This is a genomic window from Streptomyces sp. NPDC102270 (assembly GCF_044766405.1).
Lineage (GTDB): Bacteria > Actinomycetota > Actinomycetes > Streptomycetales > Streptomycetaceae > Streptomyces.
In genome coordinates this window covers 271,085-289,446 of record NZ_JBIWLX010000003.1, presented here as the reverse complement: position 1 = coordinate 289,446, position 18,362 = coordinate 271,085, and the positions used below count along the sequence as shown (strand labels likewise).

Sequence of the window (18,362 nt, the reverse complement as noted above, 5' to 3'; positions counted from 1 at the left end):
CCACGGCGGGCCACGATCGTCCTCGGTGAGGCGTGGGTCACATTCCGGCTGCCCGGTGTCACATTCCGGGGCCAGATCGCCTCGCAGTAGTGAGCGCGCTACTGGGAGGCCACACGCGATGTCTGAGATCCCCCTTCCCGACACCGAGGCGGCGACCGGTGTCTTCGTCGAGCACCGGGAGCTGTTGTTCGGCGTCGTCTACAACATGCTGGGCAGTGTCGCCGACACCGAGGACGTGCTCCAGGACACCTGGCTGTCGTGGTCGCGGCGGGGCGTGGACGGGGTCGACAACCCCCGGGCCTATCTGGTCCGGATCGCCGTCAACCACGCGCTCCAGCGGCGGGCCGTGGTCAGCCGCCGCCGGGAGACCTATGTCGGCCCGTGGCTGCCCGAGCCGCTGGTCGCCGGGGTGGACGGCGCCGACGACCCCGCGCTGCAGACCGAGTCCGTGTCGCTGGCCATGCTGGTGGTCCTGGAGTCGCTGTCCCCGCTGGAACGCGCGGTGTTCGTGCTGCACGAGGTGTTCGGGTACGCCCACACCGAGATCGCGGAGATCCTGGACCGCACCCCGGCCGCCGTACGGCAGGTGGCGCACCGCGCGCGGGCCCATGTGCATGCCCGCCGTCCGCTGTACGAGGCGCATCCCCGGGTCCGCCGGGAAGCGACAGAACGTTTCGTACGGGCGGCCGTCGGCGGGGACATCGCGGAGCTGATGGAGATCCTCGCGCCGGACGTGACGGTGTGGACGGACGGCGGCGGCAAGCGCCGGCCGTCGGCGCTGCGCCCGGTGCACGGCCGCGACAAGGCCGTACGGCTGCTCACCGGTTACGCGAAGCGGGGCTCGACGCAGACACACCCGCTGGAGCTGCGCCACCGCCGGGTCAACGGCGACGACGCGGCCGTGCTGTTCCAGGACGACGCGCCGTACGCGGTGATCGTCCTGGACCTCACCCCGGACGGCGACCAGGTCTCGGCCCTCTACGTCGTCACCAATCCCGACAAGCTCACGCATGTGCAGAAGGAGGAGGCGTGACGCGCACGGAACTCCCGGCCGGGCCGGGGAAGGGCGAGCGGCTGTCCGGCTGGCTCGACGGACGGCTCGGCACCCGCACGCTGGGCGCGAAGTACCTGCGCAAGGTCTTCCCGGACCACTGGTCCTTCCTGCTCGGCGAGATCTGTCTGTACAGCTTCGTCGTGCTGATCCTCACCGGGGTGTGGCTGACGCTGTTCTTCCATCCGTCGATGAACGAGGTGACGTACCACGGCAGTTATACGCCCCTGAACGGCGTGCGCATGTCGGAGGCGTACGCCTCGACGCTGGACATCAGCTTCGACGTGCGCGGCGGACTGCTGATCCGGCAGCTGCACCACTGGTCGGCGCTGATCTTCGTCGCCGCGATGCTCACGCACATGATGCGGCACTTCTTCACCGGCTCGTTCCGCAAGCCGCGCGAGGTGAACTGGCTGTTCGGGTGGGCGCTGCTGTTCCTGGGCCTGTTCGAGGGCCTGTTCGGCTACTCGCTGCCGGACGACCTGCTGTCGGGCACGGGCATGAGGTTCGTCTACGGCGCCACCGTGTCGGTGCCGATCGTGGGGACGTACCTCGCGCTGTTCCTGTTCGGCGGCGAATTCCCCGGCCATGACATCGTGGCCCGCTTCTACTCGCTGCACATCCTGGTGATCCCCGGCATCATGGCGGCCCTCGTGGTGGCCCATCTCATCCTGGTCGTGTACCACAAGCACACCCAGTTCGCGGGCCCCGGAAAGACCGAACGCAACGTCGTCGGCACGCCGTTCTTCCCGGTGTACCTGGCGAAGGCGGGTGGCTTCTTCTTCCTGGTGTTCGGGGCGCTCACGCTCATCGCGGCGGTGGCTTCCGTCAACCCGGTCTGGTCGTACGGCCCCTACCGCGCCGACCAGGTCTCCACCGGCGCCCAGCCCGACTGGTACCTGGGGTTCGCGGAGGGGCTGGTGCGGGTGATGCCGGGCTGGGAGGTCACCCTGTGGGGCCACACGTTGGTCCTCGGGGTCCTGATCCCGGTCGTGGTCTTCCCGCTCCTCCTCGTGTTCATCGGCGTGTACCCGTTCCTGGAGGCCCGGTTCACCAAGGACCGGCGTGAGCACCACCTCCTGGACCGCCCGCGCAACCGACCGGTCCGTACGGCGATCGGCGCCTCCTGGATCAGCCTGTATCTGATCCTCCTCGCGGGCGGCGGCAACGACATCGTGGCGACCCGGCTGCATCTGTCGATCAACACGGTCACCTGGGCGGTGCGGATCGGGATGTTCGTGGTCCCGGCGGTCGTCTTCGTCGCCACCCGGCGCATCTGCCTGGGTCTGCAACTCCGGGACCGGGAGCTGGTGTTGCACGGCCGGGAGACCGGCGTGATCAAGCGGCTGCCGCACGGTGAGTACGTCGAGGTGCACCAGCCGCTCGATCGGGCCGAGCTCCACACGCTCACCGCGCACGAACGGCCCGGTGAGCTGGTGGAGCACGCGAGGGTCAGTCTTGATCCGCCACGAAGGACGCCATCCGGGTCAGAGCGGAGTTCCAGTTGATGGTGTGTTCGTTGGTCGACCAGGACTGGATGTCGTCGATGTAGCAGAACTGGCCGACACAGCCCTGGAGTTTGCTCTGTGCGTAGGGGTCCTGGATGCCCGAGTTCGCCCCGCCCGCGAGGGTGCCCTTCGGCGGGTTCGGCATGTTCGGGTCGAGCTGGTGGGCGTACCAACGGGCGTGCTGGTTGTGGGAGTTGACCTCGCCGTAGCCGGTGACGTAGGAGATGTTCAGCGCGTTGCGGCCGAAGATGTAGTCGATGCCCTGCAGCGCGCCGTCACGGTACTTCGTGGCGCCGGTGATGTCGTAGGCAGTGGCGATGACGATCCCGTTGTGCAGGATCTGGTGGTTGGAGCCCCAGTCGTAGAGGTTGCCCTCCGGGGCGTACGGCAGGCCGTACGGGTGGGCCTTCAGCGTGGCCAGGTAGCGGTCGGCGCCCTTGACGACCGACTGCCGGACCTTGTCGCGGCCGGGCAGCTTGCTCGGCACGGTCGCCAGGTCGAGACGGGCCGCGGCGGCGGTGCGGGCCCAGTCGTAGCCGACGGGAGTGAAGATGTCGGCGGTGTGGACGGGTGAGGCGAGCACGTGGTCCTGGAACGCCTTCTCCCCCGTGGTGAGGTACAGCTCGGCCGCGGCCCAGTAGAACTCGTCGGTGACGTTGTTGTCGGCGTAGGTGCCGCCTCCGGTGCCGTCGCTCTCCGAGGCGTACAGGTCGGGGTGGGCGAGTGCCGCGGTCCAGGCCTTGCGGGCGGCCGCCAGGGCCTTCGCCGCGAACGCCTTGTCGTACGGCTTGTAGAGGCGGGCGGCCTGCGCGGCGGTCGCGGCCAGGTTCAGGGTCGCCGCGGTGGACGCCGGGTGCAGTTCACGCTTTTGCGGGTCGTCGCTCGGCAGGAGCGGCAGGCCGGTCCACTGCTCGTCGTGGACCTTGTGGTGGGCCATCCCGGCCAGCGGCTGCCCGTCCGGCACCTGCATCTTCAGCAGGAACTCCAGTTCCCAGCGGGCCTCGTCGAGGATGTCGGGCACCTTGTTGCCGCTCTCGGGGATGGCGAGGGTGCCGTCGCCGAGCTTGGCGGGCTGCCCGGTGCGGGCCAGCAGTTCGCGTTCGTACGTGCTCAGCACCTCCCAGGTGGAGATGCCGCCGTTGACGACGTACTTGCCGTGGTCGCCGGCGTCGTACCAGCCGCCGGAGACGTCGAGGGTGTAGTCGCACACGCCAGGCTGGCAGGGCACGTTCTTGTCGCCCTGGTTGGGGGCCACGTTCACGTGCCCGGCGGCGCGGCCGTAGCCCGGGCGCAGGTCGTCGCGGATCGCGATGCCGCTGCGCTGGGTGTAGTAGTACTTCGCGGCGTCGAGGCGGAGCTGTTCGTAGGCGCGCGTGCCGATGTCGAAGGGGCGGCTGGTCTCGCCGTCCGTGACCAGGGTGAGGCCCTCACCGCGCTTCTTGTAGGCGCCGAAGTCGATCGAGTGGACGTTCTGCCCGGAGGAGGCGTCGGTGCCGCGCGGCACGGTCCAGCCGTGGGCGACGACGGTCCCGGAGGCGCTCTTGAGCTGCCAGGGCAGCTTTGTCGTCGCGTCGGTGACCAGGGTGGCGTTCTTCGGCCCGGCTGGCAGATAGGCGACCTGGTTGACGCGCACGCGCGGTCCGGTGTCGGGTTCGTACACCTCGGGCGGGACCCCGCCCAGCAGGGAGGCGTTGTCCATGCAGAAGCGGAACGGGTCGGTGCTGCCGCCGAGTTGGAGGCCGACCTGGCCCTGGGCGGTGTCGACGGGCGAGGTGAACGTGTAGGAGTAGGAGTTCCCGGAAACGCTCAGCTGCGGGCTCACCTCGAAGTAGGTGTCGTAGGGCGCCACCTGCAGCCCCACGATCGCCCGCACGACGTGCCCTTCGGGCGAACCCTTCGCGGTGAAGGAGAACCGGTACGACTCCCCCTTCACCAGGGTGACGTCGTTCTGGCCGACGGCGGCGTCCCAGCGGTTGGCGGTGCCGCCGGGTACGTCCGCGCAGAGCTGTCCGTCGGACACGCCCGCGGTGACGTTGCTGGTCGTCCACCAGGGCGCGGTGGTGGTGTCGAAGGTGCCGTTCTTGAGCTGCTCCACCTCGTCGGCGGCGGCCGGAGCCACGGGTGAGGCGACAAGTGCCGCTCCCAGCAGCGCGGTCAGGGACAACAGGGCGGTTCTGCGTCTGTTCACGTCCGGACTCCTCGGGGGAGGTACGGGCGGCGCCCAAAATGGGAGCGCTCCCAACTGACGGTCGCAGGCCATGTTTGTTGCAGGCATGACACCTCGTCAACGGTCCGGACGGGACTGGTTTCCCGTCCGGACCGTTGCCGGTGCGGGTCAGCTCCCCGGGACCGCCAGCTTGCTGATGCGTACGGCTCACCTGCTCTCGCCCGGATAGGCGCTGGTCAGCGTGAGCCGGAGCCGCGAGCCGCGGGCGGCATCGAAGGTGATCACGCTCGGCTCGTCGGAGGCGGTGGCCCAGGCGACGGAGGCGCCCTCGACGGGCACATACCGCTGCCCGTCCCACACCGCGGCCGCCACCGCCGCGGGCAGGCTGTGGGTCGCGCTCACGGTGAAGGAGATCTCCGCCCGGTCGAAGGTGCGGGTCCGTCCGAAGTCGACCGAGACCCAGTCCTCGGCCCTCGCGCCGCTGAAGGCGGGCAGCAGGGCGGTGGCGGCCTTGCTGAAGGCGTCGGACCAGCCGGTGGCGGGATCGCCGTCGAGCATCGCGGCCGGGAGGGTGTCCGGACGGCCGGAGTAACCGGCATTCACGTACGGGTAGTTGAGAGGTGCCGGATGATCGGCGGTGAAGGCGGCCGGTTCGGTGCGGGCGGCCGGGACCGGGTGGTGCGCACCTTCGCGGTATCCGCCCACAGTCCCTCCGCGCTCGCCGTCACCTTCAGGACTCCCGGCTCCGTGCCGGCCCGCACGATCGCGAGGGCCTTGCCGTGGAAGGCGGTGCGGGTGCTCGCCTGATAGCGCTCGGCGCTCTCCTGGCGGCCGTTGTCCAGCCCGGCGAGCGAGCCGCCGCTGACCGCGAAGGAGATCAGGTGCTCGGCATCGGGCACGACCACTCCACGGGCGTCGACAACGTCGGCGGTGACGAAGACCAGTGAACGGCCGTCCGCGGCGAGCGACGTGCGGTCGGCGGTGAGACGTACGGCGTGGGGCCGGCCCGCCGTGCGCAGTATGTCGGTGGCGACGGTCTTGCCGTTCCTCCTCGCCACCGCCTTCAACTCGCCCGGCGTGTACGGCACTTGCCACGTCAGATGAAGCTTGCCCGCGCTGCCGTTCGGGCTGGTGTAGCTGCCGGGGTAGGGGCCGTCGGTGAAGGTCTTGTCGTCGCCGGTGGCTTCCGTGGTCTCCAGGTACGCCCGGCCGTCGGTGGTCTTCTTGGTGTCGAAGGTCCGGGTGCCGAGGGACCTGCCGTTGAGGAACAGCTCGACCTCGGGGACGTTGGCTTACGCCCACACCTCGACCGTGTCGCCGTCGTGCGGGACAGCGATCTCACACCATTCCGAGTCGTCGTATCCCGGGGCCGCGGCGTCCGTGTACTCCCCCGTCGGATCGGTGGTCCCGCCCGGATTGACTAGCGCGAAGCGCCAGCCGTCGCGCAGTGCGACCGTACGGCGGCCGTACGCGTTCCCGGCGGACTCGGCGGCCTGGGCCACCGGGGTGGCCAGGAGCGCGCCCGCGGCCGGGGCGGCCGTGGAAGCGAGCAGAACCGATCTGCGAGTGACTGTCATGGCGGCTCTCCCTCAGGGCCCAGAAGTACTCACAACTGATCGTGAACACACAGAATCTGACGACGCGCCACTCAGGTCCGTCAAGGGTTCGGAAAGCGCCTTCTGTCCCCGGCGTCCCCCCTGACGGCCCGTTCGCCTCCGCGCGCCACCGTCTCGGACAGGTGGGATCGGCGTTCACCGGCGGGCGGGACGCACTAGGCTGGGACTTCATTTACGCATCTGATCACTGTGCGTAGGCGTGATGGAGTGGCGACGATGAGGCCGGTGGATCCGTTCGACGATGCCTCGACCGCTCGGGCCGTCATCGACGACCGGGGCGCCGTGGCCCGATGGGGCGTCGGTGCCCGGCGGCTGCTGGGGTACGAGGCCCACGAGGTGCTGGGCCGGCCCGCCGCGGCCCTGCTGGCCGAGCCGGATGCCCTGGCCGCCCTCGCCGGCCCGCGCTGGAGCGGCGATCTCACGCTGCGGCACCGGGACGGTCGCACGGTCTCCGCCCACCTGCTCGCCCTGCGCAGGCCGCCGCGAGGGGACCGGGCCGACTGGCGTGTCGTCGTCCGGCCCGACCACACGGAGCTCGATCCGCCGGACGACGTGGTGACGGCGGCCGCGCTGAGCCAGTCTCCCTGTCCCATGCTGGTCTGCGACGAGCGGCTGCGCCTGCGGTGGATCAACGACCGGATGACCGAGCTGATCGACCTGCCCGACCACGAGGTCAGGGGACTGAGGATCACCGACATCGGCGTCCGCCCGGAGAACGCGGAGATCGAGGAACTCCTCGCCGAGGTGCTCGCCACCGGACGGGCACGCGACATCGAGGGGTACGTCCGTCCCAGCGGTCTCAACCGCGCGGCCGGGATGCTGACCCGCATCGCGCCGCTCACCGACGGTTCGGGACGGGTACGGGGAGCCTGTCTGACCGGACACGACTTCACCGAGCACTACCTCGCCCGGGAGCGACTCCAGCTGGTCAACGAGGCGAGTGTGCGGATCGGCACCACCCTCGACGTCACCCGTACGGCCCAGGAGCTGGCGGACGTGTGCATCCCGTCGCTCGCCGACTTCGTGAGCGTCGACCTGCTGGACCCGCAGGAGAGCGGCGAGGCCCCGACCGAGCTCGCGGCACCGGTCGAACTGCGCCGCGCCGCCCACCATTCCGTGGACCCCGGCAATCCGATGGCCGTGGTGAAGCCCGGGCACACCGAGGTGTATCCCGCCACCTCGCCGCAGGCCGGCTCTCTGGTCGCGGGCCGCACCATCGTCGCCACGGTGGCGTCGGGGCGCCTGGACCAGTGGCTCAACTGGAACAGAACCCGCGGCGAACGGGTCAAGGAGTTCGGCGTCCACTCCACGATGTCCGTGCCGATCCAGGCCCGCGGCCAGACCCTCGGGGTCGCGGTCCTCACCCGGTACCGCCGGCCCGACCCCTTCACCCCGGACGACGTGCTGCTGGCCGAGGAGATCACCGCGCGGGCCGCGGTCTGCATCGACAACGCCCGCCGCTTCTCCCGCGAGCGCGAGACCGCCCTCGCCCTCCAGCGCAGTCTGCTGCCCCGCTCCCTGCCGCGCACCGCCGCCGTGCAGGCGGCCTCCCGCTATCTTCCGGCCGCGCGGGCCGGGGTGGGCGGCGACTGGTTCGACGTGATCCCGCTGTCGGGCATGCGGGTCGCGATGGTCGTCGGGGACGTGGTCGGGCACGGCATCCAGGCCTCGGCGACGATGGGCCGGCTGCGCACCGCCGTCCGCACGCTCGCCGACATCGACCTGGCCCCGGACGAGCTGCTCACCCACCTCGACGACCTCGTCGTACGGCTGTCCGCGGAGGCCGGACACGACGGCAGTCCCGGTGAGGTCGGGGCCACCTGTCTGTACGCGGTGTACGACCCGGTGTCGCGGCGCTGCACGCTGGCCCGGGCGGGGCATCCGGCGCCCATGATGATGATGCCGGGCGGGCCGGCACGCCAGGTGGACCTGCCCGCAGGGCCGCCGCTGGGTCTGGGCGGGCTGCCGTTCGAGTCCGCCGAGCTGGCCCTGCCCGAGGGGACCGTGCTGTCCCTGTTCACGGACGGTCTTGTCGAGTCCCGGCAGCGGGACGTGGACGCCAGTCACGCGCTGCTGTGCGAGGCCCTGGCCGTGCCCTCCGACTCGCTGGAGGAGAGCTGCGACCGGGTGCTGCACGCGCTGCTGCCGTCCGGCGGCTCCACGGACGATGTGGCCCTGCTGCTGGCCCGCACCCTGGGGCTGCCCGCCTCGCAGGTGGCGACCTGGGACATCCCCGCCGACCCGGCGCTGGTGGCGCCCGTCCGCAAGCAGGTCGTGGAGCAGCTGGCCCGCTGGGACCTGAGCGAGGCGTCGTTCACGGCCGAGCTGGTGACGAGCGAGCTGGTCACGAACGCGATCCGCTACGGTGCCCACCCCATCCGGCTGCGTCTCATCCATGACGCGACCACGCTGATCTGCGAGGTCTCCGACACCAGCCACACCGCGCCGCATCTGCGGCGCGCCAAGACGTGGGACGAGGGCGGCCGGGGGCTGCTCCTGGTCGCGCAGCTCACCCAGCGCTGGGGCAGCCGGCACACGCCCGACGGCAAGACGATCTGGGCGGAGATCGGGCTGCTCGACGAGGAGTGAGCGAACTTTTGCGGCCCGTGCCGCGTCGGATCTCGGTGACGGGGCACAAGGCGCTGTACGCGCGCGTGGGCGAATTCTCCGGGAGTGTGGAGACATGACGAACAGGTCCCTCGGTGTGCGGCGGGCGGCACTGCTCGCCGGCCCGGTCGCGATGCTCGGCCTGGTGGCGGGCTGCGGCAGCGACGACGACTCGGCGGCGCCCGCGGCCGGCGCCAGCACCGTGTCCGCGTCCGTTACCGCCGCAGAAGGCACCAGCAGCGCGCCGAGCGGGGTGCCGACGGACGCGGTGAGCAACTCCCTCACTCCGTCCGCACCGCACTCCCCGGTCAGTGGCACCCGCTGCCACACCTCGGAGCTGAGCGCCTCCGTCGGCCGCAACGACCCGGGCGCCGGGCAGGAGAACTTCCCGGTCGTGCTGACGAACAGGTCGAGCCGCACCTGCACCCTGTACGGCTTTCCGGGCACCGCCTTCGTCGACGTGTCCGGCAAGCAGCTGGGCCCGGACCCCCAGCGCTCCGCCACGGAGCCGGAGACCGTGAAGCTGGCGCCGGGCCGGAGCGCCTGGGCCGGGCTGTCCTTCGCGAACCCCGAGGTCAGCGGGGCGGACACGGCCACCCCCGCCGCTCTTGTGGTGACCCCGCCCGACGAGGAGGACCCGTTGAAGGTGGCGTGGAAGTCCGGGAAGGTCCCGGTGTCCGGCAACGAGTCGTCGGTGCGGCTGATCCCCTTCAGTCCGGGCACCGGGGCCTGAGCGGTCGCATCCAGGGGTATTAGCAGGTTTCTTACCCCCGCCTGGTTTCGTGACCAGGCACGATCAGCTCACGTCCGAAGGATTCGCCCTGAACACCCCGCTCGCCGAAGCCCTGTCCGTCGCCCTGCTCGTCGCCGTACTCGTGTGGGCGGTCCTGCGTCCCTTCGGCTGGCCGGAGGCCGTGGTCGCGGTCCCGGCGGCGGGGCTCGCGGTCGTGACCGGGGCGATCACCCCGGAGCACGCGTGGGCGGAGGCCGAGCGGCTGGGGCCGGTGGTCGGGTTCCTGGCGGCGGTACTGGTGCTCGCCCACTTCTGTGACGTCGAGGGGCTCTTCCATGCCTGCGGGGCCTGGCTGGCCCGGCGGGCGGCGGGCTCGCCCGGGCGGCTGCTGACCGGCGTCTTCGGGCTGGCGTCGGCGATCACGGCGGTGCTGAGCCTGGACGCCACCGTGGTGCTGTTGACGCCGGTGGTGCTGGTCACCGCCTCCCGGATGGGGGCCCGCGCGAAGCCGCACGTCTACGCGTGCGCGCACCTGTCGAACACGGCCTCGCTGCTGCTGCCGGTGTCGAACCTCACCAACCTGCTGGCCTTCGAGGCGAGCGGGGTGAGCTTCACCCGGTTCGCGCTGCTGATGGCACTGCCCTGGCTGGCGGCGATCGCCGTCGAGTACGTGGTCTTCCGGCGCTTTTTCGACACGGACCTCACGGTCGTCGACCACTCCCCCGAGCCCTCCGAGGAGCCCGCGCTGCCGCTGTTCGCACTGGTCACGGTCGGCTGCACGCTGGCCGGGTTCGTGGTGGCCTCCGCGTTCGGCGTCGATCCCGCCTGGGTCGCGTGCGCGGGGGCGCTCGTGCTGGCGGGCCGCGCGCTCGTCCGGAGGAAGGCCACCCCCGTCACGGTGGTGCGGGCGGCGGCACCGGCCTTCCTGGCGTTCGTCCTCGCGCTCGGCGTCGTGGTGCGCGCGGTCGTCGACAACGGCCTCGCCGACGGCCTGCGCGACGTCCTGCCGGACGGGACGGGGATCGTCGCGCTGCTGGGAACAGCCGCGCTGGCCGCCGTCATTGCGAATTTGATCAACAACCTGCCCGCGGTCCTGGTCCTGCTGCCGCTCACCGCCGCGGCCGGGCCCGGCGCGGTCCTCGCGGTGCTGCTCGGGGTGAACATCGGCCCGAACCTCACCTACGCCGGGTCCCTGGCCACGCTGCTGTGGCGGCGCATCCTGCACCGCGACGACCACGAGGTCGGGCTCGGGGAGTTCACCCGGCTCGGCATGCTGACCGTGCCGGCCGCGCTGGCCGCCGCCGTGGTGGCCCTGTGGGGCTCGCTTCAGCTCATCGGAGCCTGAGGGGAGTCAGCGCCCGCCCCCGTAGCCACCGCCGTACCCGGGGCCACCGCCGTACCCGGGGCCACCGGGATAGCCGTACCCGCCGGGGTAGCCGTAGCCGCCGCCGTTCTGGCCGCCCCCGTTGCAGTAGTACGGGTTGGTGGCGCAGTTGCCGCCGGGGGGCGCGCTGCTCGGCGGTGTCGGCGTGGCCGTCGGTGCGGCGGTCGCCGTGGGGGTCGGGACGGGCGTCCTGGAGGGCGCGGGGGCGGACTTCGGGGTCGGTGTGGGGCTGCTGTCCGCGTCCCAGTTGACCGCCTCCATCTGGGGGTCGGGCTTCGAGGTGTCGAACACCCAGCGCTGGGCAGGGCCGTCGTCGCGGTTCTTCAGGACCAGCGCGCCGGATCCGTCGGTGGCCGCGGGGGTCAGGGCGAGGTCCTGGTTCCAGCGCGGGACGAGGGTGCCCTGGAGGGTGAAGTCGTAGCGGATGTCCTTGGTGTCGGGCGCGGTGTCGCCCGCGCAGGTCGCGAGGCGCACCGAGAAGCCGAGGCGGGAGTCCAGGCACAGGTCGGGGTCGGCGGCGCTGCGCAGCAGTCCGTCGGTCTCGTACGTCCACTGCTGGTCCGCGGCCGCGGAGCACTCGGCGAGTCCGGTCTCGGCACCCTGGGCGATCTTCTTACCGACGACGCCGACGCAGAGTCCGGACTCGACGTTGTGCAGGCGGCCGCGCAGGTCGCCCTGACGCGCCTCGCCCGCCCCGGCCCACGACGGGTCGCTGGTCGCGGACGCCGTGTCGGTGCCGGGCACCTCGGAGGGGGCGGCGTCGGCGGGGCCGTTGCCGTCCGAGTGGAACGAGGACCACATGACCAGGGGAAGGACGACGAGTCCGCTCACCGTGAGGACGGCCGCGGTGAGGTTGCGGCGGGAGGTGCTGCGGGCGGCCTTGTGGGTCGAGCGGTGGGAGGCCGAGCGCTCGCGGGCGCGGGAGCGGGGGGCGGTGGCCGGCGGGCCGGCGGGAGCGGGGCCGGCAGCGGCGGACTGGCCCGGGGCGGGGAAGGGCATCGCGGCACCGAAGGCCTCACCCACGAACGCCCTGGCGGGCGCGTGCTGTTGGGCCTCCCGCGCCGCCGCCCCCGCGTCGTCGACGCTCATCCGTGACTGCACGTAGGCGGCGGCACCCCAGCCGAGCACGGCCTCGGCGAGGGCGAGGCCGAGCTGCCCGTTGAACTGGTGCAGCTGGTCGGCGGTGTGCATGCAGTGCCTGCACCGCTCCAGGTGCTCGCGCAGATCGGGGTCGAGGTCGACACCGCCACGCCGGAAGGTCACGTCGAGCAGCCGCAGGTAGTGCCGGCACTCCTGCTCGGGGGCGAGTTCGCGGTGGACCTGGAGGCACTCCTCACGCAACCGCTCGCGGGCCCGGCGCAGTTCGACGAGGGCGTCCTCCTCGTCCAGGCCCAGGAGGGCGGCGGGGGCGCCGATCGGCTCGGCCTCCACCTCGGTGTGCCACAGCAGGCAGCGGGCGGACTGCTGCAGCCGCTGGAAGGCACCGGACAGCAGACGCCGCTCGGCGGGGGGCAACAGGCGGGCCGCGGCCCGGTCGCCGCCCGCCTCGGTTCTCAGCGCCGGGTGGAGCATCTCCCGTCGGCCGTCGGCGTCCCACTCGGCGGCGATACGGCGGACGGTGACCAGCAGATGGGGCCGCCAGGCGGCGGTCGGCCCGGTGTGGCGCAGGGATTCACCGAAGAGGCGGGTGAACGCGGCCGTGGTGAGCATGCCCGCGGGGCGGGGACCGTCGGTGCACAGCCGCGCGTAGGCGAAGGCGGCTTCCCAGTGCCGGTCGAGGAGTTCACCGACGGGCTGCAGGGCCGGCGTCGTGCCGCTCCACTTCTTGAGCTCGGCGCTCAGCTGCTCGTCCGTGACGTCGTACGGGCGAACCGGAGACGGGGAATTCGACAGGCCTGCGTCATTCACGGCGGCATTTCCTCCCGAGGGCATGCTGCATTGCATAAAGTCCATACCAATGGGTACGTCCGCCTGGGACAGCTCTTTTGAAGCGTGTAGGGCGTACGGAGGGGGTCAAGAGCACACAGGATGAATGCGCATTGTCTGTGCGCTGACAAGGCACACCTTTGCACAGGTCAAGGGCGTCCAACAAGTGATCCAGCGGTTTTCCGCATCCCGCTGGCCCGGCACAGATAGACGATTTGTCAGCACCAGCGCCGTAAGGATTGCCATTCTCCTGATTTCGCAATTGGAAACAGGATTCAGTTAACTCCGCGATGAGTTCCAGGAAACCATTGAACCTCCACTACACCGCACGTCCGGGATCACCCATGATGTCATGCCTCAACCATTGGGCCGTACGGCCCGGTAGGCACCTGGCGGTGTGCCGTAGCGGTCGCGGAAGACACGGTTGAAGTGGAACGGGCTGGCGAAGCCGGAGGCGGCGGCGACGCGTTCCACGGACAGGTCGGTGCTCTCCAGTAGTCGGGCGGCGTGGTGGAGGCGTGCCTCGCGCAGCGCCCGCATGGGCGAGCGGCCCAGTTGCCGGGTGAAGAGGTGGGCGAACCGGGACGGTGACAGCGAGACCTGGACGGCGAGCGACCGGACCGTGTGCGGGGCCCCGGGGTCGGCCGCGATCAGCTCCTGGGCGCGCTGCACCCGGGGGTCGACGCCGGTCCCGGTCCGGGTCCCGGGCGCGGCGCCGGCGGCGAGCAGGACGACCTCCTCCAGCGCGCACAGGGCGAGTTCGCGGGCGGTGGTGCCGTGCGCCACGGCGACGGCGGCCCGGTCGCCGGGCGAGGCGGTGTCGGGCGGGGTGCCGGTGCCGGTCCAGCGGGCGTCGGCGAGCATCCGGCAGAAGGCCGCCTCGATGCGGGCGTGCGTGCCGTCGGCGGCGGGGTGCCGGGGGATGACGGGGTCCGGGAGAACTACGGGGTGCGGGGAGACGACGGGGTGCGGGGAGACGACGTACATGCCGTCTCCCCTGCCGTGGGGCGCCAGCCAGGCGGTCCAGGACGGTCGGGCTCCGCAGTGCGCCCACCAGAACTCCCAGTGTGCGGCGCCCTGTTGGAGGCCGTAGCGGTGCGGGGTGCCGGGGGCGAGTACCACCAGGTCCCCGGCGCCCGCCCCGGTCTCGGTCCGACCCTGGCGCAGGGTGCCCCGGCCGCCCACCGTCCAGGTGAACAACCAGCTGTCGGCGCCGCGCGGTCGCTGGACGGCGTAGCCCGGGAGTTCGTGGTAGCGGCCGACGACCACGAGGCCCGGTGGCGGGCCGGGGTCACCGGATGCAGCTGTCTCGGGCAATCCGTCGGCGGTCACGGGCATCCTCCTGGCACGGGCTGCGGCCTAGCGTGACGAGTGGAACACATCCGATCGGGGAGTGGACAGATGACAGTCACGGGCATCGGGACAGGGGTGCGGCAGTTCCAGGAGGACGGCTTCATGGTCGTCCGGGGGCTGTTCGCACGCGAGGAGATCGACCGGCTGTGCGGGGAGTTCACGGCCCTGCACGCCGGGGGCCCGGTGCCGGGGCACTTCGAGCCGGGTGCGCCGAGCGAGTCGGCGGATCCGCTGCGGAGGTATCCGCGTGTGATGCAGCCGCACGAGATCAACGACCTCGCGCTGCGGTTCCTGCTGGACGCCCGGCTGCGGGAGGTGCTGGAGACGCTGCTCGGGGAGGAAGTGCTGGCCGCGCAGAGCATGTTCTACTTCAAGCCGCCGGGGGCGCGGGGGCAGGCGCTGCACCAGGACAACTTCTATCTGCGCGTCGAGCCGGGCACATGTGTCGCGGCCTGGGTGGCCTGCGATGTGATCGACCGGGACAACGGAGGTCTCGAGGTCGTCCCGGGCACGCACCGGATGGACCTCTTCTGCCCGGAACTCGCGGACTCCGAGGTGTCGTTCGCGCGGGAGTACGTGGCACCGCCTCCGGGGCTCGCCGCGGTCCCCGTCGACATGAACCCGGGGGACGTCCTGTTCTTCAACGGCAGCCTGGTGCACGGGTCGCAGCCCAACCGTACGGCCGACCGGTTCCGGCGGTCCTTCATCGGGCACTACGTGGGGGCGTCCACCGAGCGGATCGGGCAGTACTACCGGACGCTGTCGATGAGCGGGGCGCGGGTGCCGTTGCCGGAGAGCGAGGGGGCGGGTCCGTGCGGCACGGAGTTCGCACCGCACGGACCGCACTAGTTCAGCCGTGACCGACGATGGGGCGGGTGGTGTACGGCCCCTCCAGCTCCTCGATCTCCTTGTCGCTGAGCTCCAGTTCGACCGCTGCCACCGCGTCCTCGATGTGGTGCGGCTTGCCCGCGCCCACGATCGGGGCCGCCACCGTGTCCTGGGCCAGCAGCCAGGCCAGGGCCACCTGGGCGCGCGGAACGCCCCGGTCTCCGGCGATACGGGAGACGGCCTCGACGATGGTGCGGTCGCCCTCCTGGTAGAGGCGGCTGCCGAAGTCGTCGGTGGAGCTGCGGTCGGTGACCGTGCCCCAGTCCCGGGTCAGGCGGCCACGGGCCAGCGGGCTCCACGGCAGGGCGCTGACACCCTGGTCGGCGCAGAGCGGCAGCATCTCGCGCTCCTCCTCGCGGTAGAGGAGGTTGTAGTGGTTCTGCATGGACACGAACTTCGTCCAGCCGTGCCGCTCGGCCGTGTACTGCATCTTGGAGAACTGCCAGGCGTACATCGAACTCGCCCCGAGATAGCGCACCTTGCCCGCCTTCACCAGGTCGTGCAGCGCCTCCATGGTCTCCTCGACCGGGGTGTGGGGGTCGAAGCGGTGGATCTGGTACAGGTCGACGTAGTCGGTGCCCAGGCGCCGCAGGCTGTGGTCGATCTCGGTCATGATCGCCTTGCGGGACAGTCCCGCGGCGTTCTGTCCGGACCGCGTCCGGCCGTGCACCTTGGTCGCGAGCACGATCTCGTCGCGGTTCGCGAAGTCCGCGAGGGCCTTGCCGACGATCTCCTCGCTGGTGCCGTCGGAGTAGACGTTCGCGGTGTCGAAGAAGTTGATCCCGGCGTCCAGTGCCTGCCGTATCAGTGGCCGCGACGCCTCCTCGTCGAGCGTCCACTCGTGCACGCCGCGGTCCGGCAGGCCGTAGGACATGCAACCCAGACAGATCCGCGACACGTCCAGGCCCGTCGAACCGAGCTTCACGTACTGCATCGTTGCTGCTCCTGCCTTCGAGAGGGGTCCGAAGGGGAGCCTACGACTTCGCGCTTCGGCATCTTCTCGGCTCGACCAGATCCAGCGCCCGTTCCCAGCCGAACTCCTCGCCCCCGGCACCCTGGTGGGGGTGTCCGAAGCGCACCCCCATCCCGCGCAGCCGGATCAGACTGTCCTGGTAGGCGGGGTGGCCGGCGAGATCGTCGGAGACACAGGGCAGGACGCCGATCGGGATGCCCCGGCCGGCCACCTCGCACAGCGTGCCCAGAGCGAGGGTGTCGGCGATGCCGGCCGCCCACTTGTTGATCGTGTTGAAGGTGGCCGGGGCGACCACGACCGCCTCCGGGTCGGGGAAGGGCCGCGGGTCCCCCGGGCGGCGCCAGGCGGAACGGATCGGGTGGCCGGTGGCCGCCTCGACGGCGGCCGCGTCGAAGAAGCCGTTCATGGCGGTCGGGGTGGCGATGACACCGACCTGCCACTCCCGCTCCTGCGCGGCGGTGATCAGCTTGCCGACATCCGCCGCGATACCGGCGGCGCACACGACGACGTACAAGAAGGGCGGTATCTCGTCCTGATCGGTCACGCCGGAACCCTACTGAAGCGGGAAGGACAGCCCGCGCTCGCTCTCGGGGCGCGGGCCGTGGATCCGGCGTTCCTTCTCCTCGATGGGCACGTCGTTGATGCTCGCCTCGCGCCGGGTCATCAGCCCGTGCTCGTCGAACTCCCACAGCTCGTTGCCGTACGACCGCCACCAGTGCCCTTCGGCGTCCTGGCACTCGTACTGGAAACGGACCGCGATGCGGTTGCCGTCGAACGCCCACAGGTCCTTGCGCAGCGCGTACTCCCGCTCGCGCGCCCATTTCGCGGTGAGGAACTCGACGATCTCGGCGCGGCCGGTGACGAAGGTGCCGCGGTTGCGCCACACGGAGTTCTCCGAGTAGGCGAGCGCCACGCGCTGCGGATCGCGGGTGTTCCAGGCGTCCTCGGCGGCCTGCACCTTCTGGGCGGCGCTCTCGTGCGTGAAGGGCGGCAGGGGCGGGCGGTCGGTCATGTCGTCCTCCGTGGCGAGACGCCGGGCGCGCGGAGAACGGGCGTTCTCCGGGTGCCTGCTACCGTAGGAGAACGCTCGTTCTCACGTCAAGGAGTGGTCGTCCATGGACAGTTCGGTGGCCCGTGAGCGGGTGCTGGACGCCGCCGAGGAGCTGTTCTACGGGCGCGGCATCCAGTCCGTGGGCATGGACGCCGTACGTGGCGCGTCCGGAGTCTCTCTCAAGCGGCTCTACCAGCTCTTCCCGGCGAAGGAACAGTTGGTGGAGGCCTACCTGGAGCGACGGGACGGACGATGGCGGGGTCGGCTGGCCGCGTTCGTGGAACTCCGGTCGGCTCCTGAGGAACGGATTTTGGCGGTCTTCGACTGGCTGGAGGAGTGGTTCGGCGAGGAGGGATTCCGCGGGTGCGCGTGGATCAACTCGTACGGCGAACTGGGCGCGAGCTCGGACCGGGTGGCCGCCCAGGTCCGGGCGCACAAGAGGGCGTTCGGGGACTACCTCGCCTCCCTCGTGGCCGCAGCGGGGCGGCCCGCGGCACTGGCCGGGCCGCTCTTCCTGCTCGCCGAGGGAGCCATGGTGACGGCAGGGATCACACACAGCACCCAACCTGCGGCGGAGGCGCGAGAAGCGGCCCGGCTGCTGCTGGACTGCCGCTGAGCGGTCGAGAGTGACTCCAGGGACTGCGAGAGCCTGCTGCGGGACACCCGGGGGGTCGCCGTCAGGCGCGAGGTGGCGCCTCGGCCTCCGGCAGTTGGTGGAGACCTTCCTGGCCGGCGCGCGGGGCGGTGATCCGGCCGGGCTGCCGGACGTGGTGCGCCCGGGCGGCGACCGCTGTTCGCGCTCACCGTCAGGGCCCGGCGGCCGACGGATCACCTCATACGACACGCGCGCCAAGCCGGAGCGTTACGGGGACAGAGGCCCGGCCCACCCGACCACGCCGCCACCCCGAGAGCCGGTCAAACTGCGGGCCCCCGGGCGGCAGCCGCTGTTCGCACTCACCGCCAGAACCCGGCGGCCGACGGATCACCTCCTACGACACGCGCGCCGAACCGGAGCGTTACGGGGACAGAGGCCCGGCCCACCCGACCACGCCGCCACCCCGAGAGCCGGTCAAACTGCGGGCCCCCGGGCGGCAGCCGCTGTTCG

14 protein-coding genes and 1 pseudogene are annotated in these 18,362 nt (G+C 71.3%); 7 read left to right on the top strand and 8 right to left on the bottom strand.

Translation table 11 applies throughout. From position 1 onward, the window contains the following. The first annotated feature begins 118 nt into the window (after positions 1-118). Both sigJ and ACIRP7_RS06730 read left to right on the top strand, forming a co-directional pair. A complete protein-coding gene (gene sigJ / locus ACIRP7_RS06735; protein WP_403654752.1) occupies positions 119-1,033 on the top strand; it encodes an RNA polymerase sigma factor SigJ in 915 nt (304 codons plus the stop codon). Then, positions 1,030-2,559 (top strand): cytochrome bc complex cytochrome b subunit, encoded by a 1,530-nt coding sequence (locus ACIRP7_RS06730; RefSeq protein WP_403654750.1) that lies wholly within the window; start codon positions 1,030-1,032, stop codon positions 2,557-2,559. Before sigJ ends, ACIRP7_RS06730 begins: the two co-directional genes overlap by 4 nt. On the opposite strand, the gene ACIRP7_RS06725 is transcribed toward ACIRP7_RS06730, so the two are convergent. The 3 genes and pseudogenes from ACIRP7_RS06725 to ACIRP7_RS06715 form a co-directional block, all read right to left on the bottom strand. Continuing rightward, entirely contained in the window at positions 2,504-4,747 is a 2,244-nt protein-coding gene (locus tag ACIRP7_RS06725; RefSeq protein WP_403654748.1) for a glycoside hydrolase family 9 protein, read from the bottom strand. The two genes, ACIRP7_RS06730 and ACIRP7_RS06725, sit on opposite strands and share 56 nt — an antisense overlap. 186 nt (positions 4,748-4,933) lie before the next feature. Further along, a pseudogene (locus ACIRP7_RS06720) lies at positions 4,934-6,045 on the bottom strand (DUF4982 domain-containing protein); the annotation flags it as partial. Next, positions 6,019-6,303 carry a hypothetical protein gene (locus tag ACIRP7_RS06715; RefSeq protein WP_403655157.1) on the bottom strand — a complete coding sequence of 95 codons (285 nt, stop codon included), beginning with the start codon at positions 6,301-6,303 and terminating at the stop codon, positions 6,019-6,021. The pseudogene ACIRP7_RS06720 and the gene ACIRP7_RS06715, both read right to left, overlap by 27 nt. A gap of 255 nt (positions 6,304-6,558) precedes the next feature. Between ACIRP7_RS06715 and ACIRP7_RS06710 the strand changes: the two genes are divergently transcribed. The 3 genes from ACIRP7_RS06710 (at position 6,559) to ACIRP7_RS06700 (ending at position 11,027) form a co-directional block, all read left to right on the top strand. Then, positions 6,559-8,931 carry a SpoIIE family protein phosphatase gene (locus ACIRP7_RS06710; protein ID WP_403654746.1) on the top strand — a complete coding sequence of 791 codons (2,373 nt, stop codon included), beginning with the start codon at positions 6,559-6,561 and terminating at the stop codon, positions 8,929-8,931. 94 nt (positions 8,932-9,025) lie between these two features. Beyond that, a complete protein-coding gene (locus tag ACIRP7_RS06705) occupies positions 9,026-9,682 on the top strand; it encodes a DUF4232 domain-containing protein (protein ID WP_403654744.1) in 657 nt (218 codons plus the stop codon). An 88-nt stretch (positions 9,683-9,770) separates the two neighbouring features. Beyond that, positions 9,771-11,027 (top strand): arsenic transporter, encoded by a 1,257-nt coding sequence (locus tag ACIRP7_RS06700; RefSeq protein WP_403655136.1) that lies wholly within the window; start codon positions 9,771-9,773, stop codon positions 11,025-11,027. 6 nt (positions 11,028-11,033) lie between these two features. Here the strand turns inward: ACIRP7_RS06700 and ACIRP7_RS06695 are convergent, their stop codons facing one another. Together ACIRP7_RS06695 and ACIRP7_RS06690 are read right to left on the bottom strand one after the other, a co-directional pair. Beyond that, positions 11,034-12,974, bottom strand: coding sequence for a ricin-type beta-trefoil lectin domain protein (locus ACIRP7_RS06695; RefSeq protein WP_403654742.1), 1,941 nt, complete (start codon positions 12,972-12,974; stop codon positions 11,034-11,036). Positions 12,975-13,349: 375 nt separating this feature from the next. Further along, positions 13,350-14,324, bottom strand: a complete 975-nt coding sequence (locus ACIRP7_RS06690) for a helix-turn-helix domain-containing protein (RefSeq protein WP_403654740.1) — start codon at positions 14,322-14,324, stop codon at positions 13,350-13,352. A gap of 69 nt (positions 14,325-14,393) precedes the next feature. Here ACIRP7_RS06690 and ACIRP7_RS06685 point away from each other — a divergent pair, with 69 nt between their 5' ends. Continuing rightward, positions 14,394-15,194, top strand: a complete 801-nt coding sequence (locus ACIRP7_RS06685; protein ID WP_403654738.1) for a phytanoyl-CoA dioxygenase family protein — start codon at positions 14,394-14,396, stop codon at positions 15,192-15,194. Position 15,195: 1 nt separating this feature from the next. Here ACIRP7_RS06685 and ACIRP7_RS06680 read toward each other — a convergent pair whose 3' ends face one another. From ACIRP7_RS06680 to ACIRP7_RS06670, 3 genes are read right to left on the bottom strand one after another with little or no spacing between them, the layout of a single operon-like run. Then, positions 15,196-16,167, bottom strand: coding sequence for an aldo/keto reductase (locus ACIRP7_RS06680; protein WP_403654736.1), 972 nt, complete (start codon positions 16,165-16,167; stop codon positions 15,196-15,198). Positions 16,168-16,207: 40 nt separating this feature from the next. Next, positions 16,208-16,750 (bottom strand): flavoprotein, encoded by a 543-nt coding sequence (locus ACIRP7_RS06675; RefSeq protein ID WP_403654734.1) that lies wholly within the window; start codon positions 16,748-16,750, stop codon positions 16,208-16,210. Between the two features lie 9 nt (positions 16,751-16,759). Then, a complete protein-coding gene (locus tag ACIRP7_RS06670; protein WP_403654732.1) occupies positions 16,760-17,218 on the bottom strand; it encodes a DUF1348 family protein in 459 nt (152 codons plus the stop codon). A 103-nt stretch (positions 17,219-17,321) separates the two neighbouring features. On the opposite strand from ACIRP7_RS06670, the gene ACIRP7_RS06665 reads away from it, so the two are divergent. Next, the gene (locus ACIRP7_RS06665) at positions 17,322-17,873 is read left to right on the top strand and encodes a TetR/AcrR family transcriptional regulator (protein ID WP_403654730.1); all 552 of its coding nucleotides are present in this window, start codon (positions 17,322-17,324) and stop codon (positions 17,871-17,873) included. Positions 17,874-18,362 lie beyond the last annotated feature (489 nt).

Excerpts from the sequence above, each read along its gene's own strand:
- sigJ (WP_403654752.1), top strand. The coding sequence starts at position 119 with ATGTCTGAGATCCCCCTTCCCGACACCGAGGCGGCGACCGGTGTCTTC.
- ACIRP7_RS06715 (WP_403655157.1), bottom strand. The coding sequence starts at position 6,303 with ATGACAGTCACTCGCAGATCGGTTCTGCTCGCTTCCACGGCCGCCCCG.
- ACIRP7_RS06710 (WP_403654746.1), top strand. The coding sequence starts at position 6,559 with ATGAGGCCGGTGGATCCGTTCGACGATGCCTCGACCGCTCGGGCCGTC.
- ACIRP7_RS06705 (WP_403654744.1), top strand. The coding sequence starts at position 9,026 with ATGACGAACAGGTCCCTCGGTGTGCGGCGGGCGGCACTGCTCGCCGGC.
- ACIRP7_RS06685 (WP_403654738.1), top strand. The coding sequence starts at position 14,394 with ATGACAGTCACGGGCATCGGGACAGGGGTGCGGCAGTTCCAGGAGGAC.
- ACIRP7_RS06680 (WP_403654736.1), bottom strand. The coding sequence starts at position 16,167 with ATGCAGTACGTGAAGCTCGGTTCGACGGGCCTGGACGTGTCGCGGATC.
- ACIRP7_RS06670 (WP_403654732.1), bottom strand. The coding sequence starts at position 17,218 with ATGACCGACCGCCCGCCCCTGCCGCCCTTCACGCACGAGAGCGCCGCC.
- ACIRP7_RS06665 (WP_403654730.1), top strand. The coding sequence starts at position 17,322 with ATGGACAGTTCGGTGGCCCGTGAGCGGGTGCTGGACGCCGCCGAGGAG.